The sequence below is a fragment of the Variovorax sp. 01T439_2 genome (assembly GCF_056398445.1).
Genome location: NZ_JBFTPJ010000257.1, coordinates 1 through 6,517, shown reverse-complemented (window position 1 = coordinate 6,517; position 6,517 = coordinate 1). Strand labels below are relative to the sequence as shown.

Below are 6,517 nucleotides of genomic sequence, written 5' to 3'. Positions count from 1 at the left end.
TTCTGGGACTGGCTGCAGGTGCAGGCCATCACCACGCGCGAGACCATCGGCGAGGTGCCCGATCCGGACACCGTCGACAACATCGACTGAGCCCCTTCAGCTGGTTGGCCAGACCACGCCGTTGTCGTTGAGGATCGCGTCCAGCGGCAAATCGTGCGCCTCGGGCTCGAAGTCTTCGAGGAAACCGTTGGTGAAGCCCAGCCCCACCGTGAACGGGCGCGGCTCCAGCGCCGCCAGCGTGCGGTCGTAGAAGCCGCCGCCGTAGCCCAGCCGGTAGCCGCCGGCGCTGTAGCCCACGCAGGGCACGAACAGCAGCGTGGGCACGATCAGCTCGGTGTCCTTGGGCTTGGGAATGCCGTAGGCGTCTTCTTCCATCTGGCAGCCCGGGTACCAGGCATGGAAGGTCAGCGTCTTGTGGACCTTGTTCATCACCGGCAAGCCGATGCGGCGGCGCTGCGGCTCGTCGATCAGCTCGCCGTCTTCCTTCCAGCGGTGCAGCGCGGGCAGCGGATCGAACTCGCCCTTGATCGGCCAGTAGGCGCCGATCACGGTGTCGGGCCGGCCCACCAGCCAGATCCGCATCACGCGCTGCAGCAGGTCGGCCTTGGCGAGCCGGTCGGGCATCGCCAGGCGCTGCTCGATCAGTGCTTTTCTCACCTGATCCTTGAGAAAACTCGTGGTCGCCGAGGTGTCGGCATCCTTTGACTTGTCCATAATCCCCCGATGCAGTTCCCAAGCATTTTGGCACCCATGCGGCATCGCCCGCGCAATACAGCGTCCGCGCTGGTTTTTTCCGCCGTCCTGGCTGCCGCCGCACTGCTTTCGCAGCAGCCCGCCGCCGCCCAGGCCAACAGCAACGACGACGTCCTGGTCCAGATGAAGCAGGCCTTCCAGCGCGGCGACAAGGGCCGGCTCGCGGCCCTGCTGCCGCAGGCGCGCGGCCATGCGCTCGAACCCTGGGCCGCCTACTGGGAACTCAAGGCCCGCCTGCAGGAAGCCGCGCCGAACGAAGTGCAGGACTTCTTCGCCCGCTACCCCGGCACCTACCAGGAAGACCGGCTGCGCAACGACTGGCTGCTGCTGCTGGGCCAGCGCCGCGACTGGGACGGCTTTTCCGCCGCGCTGGCGGGCTTTCGCATGGGCGACGATCCGCAGGTGCGCTGCTACGCGATCCTGGTCGAGGCCCTGCAATCGGGCAGCGCCACGCAGGCCCAGGCCAACGAGGTGCGCCGCAACTGGTTCGCGCAGAAAGAGGCGGACGACGGCTGCCTCACCGCGGCCGACCGCCTGGTCGCGGCCCGCCTGCTGTCGCCCAACGATGCCTGGACGAAGGCGCGCCTGGCCATGGAGACCAACCGCCCGCAGGCCGCGCGCGGCGCCGTGACCATTGCCGCGCCCGATGCGCTGCCGCTGTTCGAGGAGCTCAACGCCAGCGCGGCCAAGTTCCTGGCCGGCCGCGCCTTCGTGGCCGCCAAGTCGCGCAAGGAGCTGGTGGTGCTGGCGCTCATCAAGATCGCCATGGCCGACCCGGAGCAGGCCGCCACCCAGCTCGACAGCAAATGGGGCCCGATGCTTTCGGCCGAGGAGCGCAACTGGCTCTGGGGCACCATCGGCCGCCAGGCCGCGAGCAAGCTCTCGCCGCTGGCCGGCAGCTACTTTGCCAACGTCACGAAGAACGGCGACCTGACCGACGACATGCTCGGCTGGCGCGTGCGCGCCGCGCTGCGCAACGGCCAATGGAAAGAGGTGGCGCCCGCCATCAACGCCATGAGCGAAACGGCGCAGCTGGAGTCGACCTGGGTCTACTGGAAGGCGCGCGCACTCAGCGCGGCGGGCGGCGACGACCGCCGCGCGCAGGCACGCGAGCTCTACCAGAGCATTGCGGGCACGCGCGGCTTCTACGAGATGCTGGCGCTGGAGGAACTCGGCCAGCGCACCGTGGTGCCCACGCGCCCGGCGCCGCTCACGCCCGAAGAAAAGAACGCCGCGCGCAGCAACATCGCGCTCAACCGCGCGCTCTACGCCATTGCGATCGGCCTGCGCTCCGAGGGCACGCGCGAATGGAACTACGCCACCAACCTGCACGACAAGGGCGGCATGGACGACCGCGCGCTGCTGGCCGCGGCCGACTTCGCCTGCCAGCGCGAGGTCTGGGACCGCTGCATCAACACCAGCGAGCGCACCAAGGGCGTGATCGATGTCGAGCAGCGCTTCCCCATGCCCTTCCACGACACGGTGCTGCGCAAGAGCCAGGACATCGGCCTGGACCCGGCCTACGTCTACGGCCTGATCCGCCAGGAAAGCCGCTTCATCATGGACGCGCGCTCGGGCGTCGGCGCCTCGGGCCTGATGCAGGTCATGCCCGCCACCGCGCGCTGGACCGCACGCAAGATCGGCCTGGCCGGCTTCACGCCCGGGCAGATCAACGACCATGAAACCAACATCACCATCGGCACCAACTACCTGAAGCTCGCGCTCGACGACTTCGACGGCTCCATGGCGCTGGCCGCGGCCGCCTACAACGCCGGCCCGGGACGGCCGCGCAGCTGGCGCAACGGCCCGGTGATGGAAGCCGCGATCTGGGCCGAGAACGTGCCCTTCGGCGAAACGCGCGACTACGTGAAGAAGGTGCTGGCCAACACCACCAACTACGCCGCGCTGATCAGCGGGCGGCCGCAGTCGCTGAAGGAGCGCCTGGGCCGCGTGGGCCCGCGCGACGCGGCAGAACCCGAACCCAACAAGGATCTCCCCTGACATGAGCTGGGGCGGCCAGGTGCTCGACACCGTAGCGGCCGAATTCTCGGACGTGGGCGACGCCGCGCAGCTCACGCGCATCGTCGTTCGGCTGATGCTCGCGGCCGTGATCGGGTTCATGCTCGGCTTCGAGCGCGAGCAGCAGGGCAAGGCGGCGGGCGTGCGCACCCACATGCTGGTGGCCATCGGCTCGGCGCTGTTCGTGCTGATTCCGCAGCAGACRGGCATCGAGCCGGCCGACATGAGCCGGGTGATCCAGGGCCTGGTGGCGGGCGTGGGCTTTCTCTGCGCCGGCACCATCCTCAAGCGCGGCAAGGACGAGCACCATGTGCAGGGCCTCACCACCGCCGCCGGGCTGTGGATGACGGCCGCCATCGGCATGGCCTGCGGCCTCGGCCGCGAAGTCACCGCCATCCTGAGCGCATTGCTGGCGCTGGCCGTGCTCGCGCTGGTGCCGCGGCTGGTGGACCTGGTCGAGCGCATGGTCGGGCCGCCGCACGGCGAAGAAAAAGACCAGGCCGGCGCGGCGCCGCGCGTGATCGCCTCGCCTGAAGACGAGCAGCCGCGGTAGCGCATCAATCCGGCCGCATTTCGGCATCAATTGGCGGATGCGGCCCGGCTAGCATCGAAGGTTTTTCTCTCTCATCCCAACCGCAGGATCGCACCATGCGCAAGCTCTACATCGGCAACAAGAACTACTCGTCCTGGTCCATGCGGCCCTGGGTGCTCATGAAGCAGGCCGGCATCCCGTTCGAAGAGGTGAAGGTCCGCTTCGACTCCTTCGCGCCCGACTCGCACTTCAAGAAGACCATGGGCGCGATCAACCCGGTGGCCGAGGTGCCGGCGCTGGTGGACGGCGAGCTGGTGGTGTGGGACACGCTCGCCATTGCCGAATACCTGGCCGAGACCTTTCCCGAGAAGCAGCTGTGGCCCCGCGCCGCGGCCGAGCGGGCCCGCGCGCGCAGCATCTGCGCCGAGATGCATGCGGGCTTCGGCAAGCTGCGCAGCCTCTGTCCCATGAACATCGAGGCCTCGCTCGCCGAGGTCGGCGCACGGCTCCTGAAGGACAACCCCGCCCTGCAGGCCGACCTCGACCGCATCGTGCAGATGTGGAGCGGCCTGCTCGATGCCCACGGCGGCCCGCTGCTGTTCGGCGGCTTCAGCATTGCCGACAGCTACTTCGCGCCGGTGGGCACGCGCATCAAGACCTACGGCCTGCCGGTGCCGCCGGCCATCAGCGCCTACATCGAGCGCGTGCAGGCGCTCCCCGGCGTCAAGGCATGGATCGACGATGCCCTGGCCGAGAAGGACTTCGTGGCGTTCAACGAGCCCTACCGCACGGCGCGCTGAGGCTCCTCGAAGAATCCCGCCGCCTCAGAAGCGGTAGGTCGCCGAGAGGTAGGTCACGATCGGGTTCAGCTTGAGCCTGGCCTCGCTGGTGGCAATCGGCAGCCCGGTGATCGTGGTGGTCGTGAGCTTGGCCTTGGTCTTCAGCGGAATGTAGGAGACCGAGAACGACACGCCCCAGTGCTTGTCGATCTGGTAGGCCACGCCGGCATTGAGCACGGGCGCGAACGAGCTGTCGAGCTTGGCGGTGGTCGAGGTGGAGAGCGGCCGCTGGCGCAGCTGGCTGCCCAGCGCGCCCTGCAGCCCCGGCGTCAGCTCGATGTCGCTGTACCAGACATAAGTCGCGCCCAGGCCCACGAACGGGCGGAGGGCCGCGTTGCCCTCGTTGAAGTAGTACTTGCCAAGAATGGTGGGGCTCCACTGGCGCGCTTGGCCCAGCTCGCCCACGCGGCCCAGCGTGCCGGTGCCGTTGAGCTTGAACTTCGGCGGAATGCCGAACACGCCCTCGACAGCCCAGTGGCTGTCGACGAAATAGACCGCGCTCAAGCCCAGCGTGTCCGAATCGCTGATCGATGCGCCCGACCCCGCCAGCACGCTGCGCACCGGCGCCGTCAGCGTGAGCGGCTTGCTCGAGTCCTGCGGCGCAAAATGAAGCCAACCCGCGCCGACCACCCAGTCTCCAGCGTTCTGCGCCCACGCGCTTCCGGACGCCAGCGCGCCCACTGCGGTCAGCGCAAGCATTGTTTTCTTCATGACGTGATTACTCCTTTTGGTTTAAAAATCTGCAGCGCGCGGCCTCCACTGCGACAGCGGCTACCTTTCGGGCAAATCGGCGAACGATCCTGCGGTTCGCCTGAAAATTATCGAACGGTCGTTCTATTTTTTCCAACTGGAGTAATCCCTACACTGGGCGCATGAAAACCTATCTCGTCGGCGGCGCGCTGCGCGACCGGCTGCTGGGGCGGCCGGTGTCGGACCACGACTGGCTGGTGGTGGGCGCCACGCCCGAGGAAATGGCGGCGCGCGGCTACCTGCCCGTGGGGCGCGACTTTCCGGTGTTCCTGCATCCGCAGACCCGCGAGGAATACGCGCTGGCCCGCACCGAGCGCAAGAGCGCGCCCGGCTATCGCGGCTTCACCGTGCACGCCTCGCCCGACGTCACGCTCGAGCAGGACCTGGCGCGGCGCGACCTCACGGTCAACGCGATCGCGCTGCCTGCCGAATTCGTGGGCACCGACGGCCGCTTCGAGCCCGACGCCGGCAAGCTCGCCGACCCCTTCCATGGCCGGCGCGACCTCGAGCAAAAGCTGCTGCGGCACGTCACGGACGCCTTTCGCGAAGACCCGGTGCGCATCCTGCGGGTGGCGCGCTTTGCGGCCCGCTTCGACGATTTCTCGGTGGCGCCCGAGACCATGGCGCTGATGCGCGAGATGGTCCAAGCCGGCGAAGCCGATGCGCTGGTGCCCGAGCGCGTCTGGCAGGAGCTCTCGCGCGGGCTGATGGAAACCCGCCCGTCGCGCATGTTCGAGGTGCTGCGTGCCTGCGGCGCGCTGGCGGTGCTGCTGCCGGAGGTCGACCGGCTCTGGGGCGTGCCGCAGCCCGAGGCCCACCACCCCGAAGTCGACTGCGGCGTGCACCTGATGATGGTCATCGACACCAGCGCCAGGCTCGAGGCCTCGCTGCCGGTGCGCTTCGCCTGCCTGATGCATGACCTCGGCAAGGGCACGACCGAGCCTGGGCTTCTGCCGCGCCACATCGGCCACGAGAAGCGCAGCGCCGAACTGCTGCACGCGGTGTGCGACCGCTGGCGCGTGCCGGTCGAGATCCGCGAGCTCGCCGAGGTGGTGGCGCGCGAACACGGCAACATCCACCGCAGCGGCGAACTCGCGGCCGCGGCGCTGGTGCGCCTGCTGGAGCGCTGCGATGCGTTTCGCAAGCCGGCGCGCTTTGCCGACGTGCTGCTGGCCTGCGAATGCGATGCGCGCGGCCGGCTCGGCTTCGAGGACCGGCCCTATCCGCAGCGCGAGCGGCTGCTTGCCGTGCTCGCCACCGCCGCGGGCGTGCCCACCGAGGCCGTGGCGCGCGCGGCGCAGCAATCCGGCGCCGCCGGGCCGCAGATCGGCGAGGCGATCCACCGCGCACGCGTGGAGGCGGTGGCCGCCTTGCCGGGCTGAAGCTCCGCCGCCGCATACGTCCGACTTTGGCCGACACGGGAATGGCCGGGTCCGTGCTATGGTTTTCACCAATGCCAATGTCCTCCCAGTCGCCGCCTCCGTTGGGCCGAGATACCGCCCTCTTTCTCGACTTCGACGGCACGCTGGTCGCGCTCGCACCCACCCCCGAGGCGATCGAGATTCCTCCCGCCCTGGCGGGCCTGCTCGAAGACCTGCGCGACCAGCTCGGCGGCGCGCTGGCC

The 6,517-nt window shown here is 69.0% G+C and carries 6 protein-coding genes and 1 pseudogene; 5 read left to right on the top strand and 2 right to left on the bottom strand.

The annotated features are described in order from the left end of the window. Positions 1–96 precede the first annotated feature (96 nt). Complete coding sequence (locus tag AC1DOC_RS14155) at positions 97–714, bottom strand: 5-formyltetrahydrofolate cyclo-ligase (protein WP_012746142.1); 618 nt, start codon at positions 712–714, stop codon at positions 97–99. A 36-nt stretch (positions 715–750) separates the two neighbouring features. Here AC1DOC_RS14155 and AC1DOC_RS14150 point away from each other — a divergent pair, with 36 nt between their 5' ends. From AC1DOC_RS14150 to AC1DOC_RS14140, 3 genes are all read left to right on the top strand, one after another. Further along, entirely contained in the window at positions 751–2,754 is a 2,004-nt protein-coding gene (locus AC1DOC_RS14150) for a lytic transglycosylase domain-containing protein (RefSeq protein WP_478079082.1), read from the top strand. Position 2,755: 1 nt separating this feature from the next. Next, positions 2,756–3,325 (top strand): MgtC/SapB family protein, encoded by a 570-nt coding sequence (locus AC1DOC_RS14145; protein ID WP_012746140.1) that lies wholly within the window; start codon positions 2,756–2,758, stop codon positions 3,323–3,325. A 95-nt stretch (positions 3,326–3,420) separates the two neighbouring features. After that, a complete protein-coding gene (locus AC1DOC_RS14140) occupies positions 3,421–4,104 on the top strand; it encodes a glutathione S-transferase family protein (RefSeq protein WP_018903609.1) in 684 nt (227 codons plus the stop codon). A gap of 24 nt (positions 4,105–4,128) precedes the next feature. Here AC1DOC_RS14140 and AC1DOC_RS14135 read toward each other — a convergent pair whose 3' ends face one another. After that, a complete protein-coding gene (locus tag AC1DOC_RS14135; RefSeq protein WP_012746138.1) occupies positions 4,129–4,854 on the bottom strand; it encodes an OmpW/AlkL family protein in 726 nt (241 codons plus the stop codon). 161 nt (positions 4,855–5,015) lie between these two features. Here AC1DOC_RS14135 and AC1DOC_RS14130 point away from each other — a divergent pair, with 161 nt between their 5' ends. Both AC1DOC_RS14130 and AC1DOC_RS14125 read left to right on the top strand, forming a co-directional pair. Beyond that, a complete protein-coding gene (locus AC1DOC_RS14130; RefSeq protein WP_018903610.1) occupies positions 5,016–6,275 on the top strand; it encodes a multifunctional CCA addition/repair protein in 1,260 nt (419 codons plus the stop codon). A gap of 77 nt (positions 6,276–6,352) precedes the next feature. Then, a pseudogene (locus AC1DOC_RS14125) lies at positions 6,353–6,517 on the top strand (trehalose-phosphatase); the annotation flags it as partial.

Excerpts from the sequence above, each read along its gene's own strand:
- AC1DOC_RS14155 (WP_012746142.1), bottom strand. The coding sequence starts at position 714 with ATGGACAAGTCAAAGGATGCCGACACCTCGGCGACCACGAGTTTTCTC.
- AC1DOC_RS14150 (WP_478079082.1), top strand. The coding sequence starts at position 751 with ATGCGGCATCGCCCGCGCAATACAGCGTCCGCGCTGGTTTTTTCCGCC.
- AC1DOC_RS14140 (WP_018903609.1), top strand. The coding sequence starts at position 3,421 with ATGCGCAAGCTCTACATCGGCAACAAGAACTACTCGTCCTGGTCCATG.
- AC1DOC_RS14135 (WP_012746138.1), bottom strand. The coding sequence starts at position 4,854 with ATGAAGAAAACAATGCTTGCGCTGACCGCAGTGGGCGCGCTGGCGTCC.
- AC1DOC_RS14130 (WP_018903610.1), top strand. The coding sequence starts at position 5,016 with ATGAAAACCTATCTCGTCGGCGGCGCGCTGCGCGACCGGCTGCTGGGG.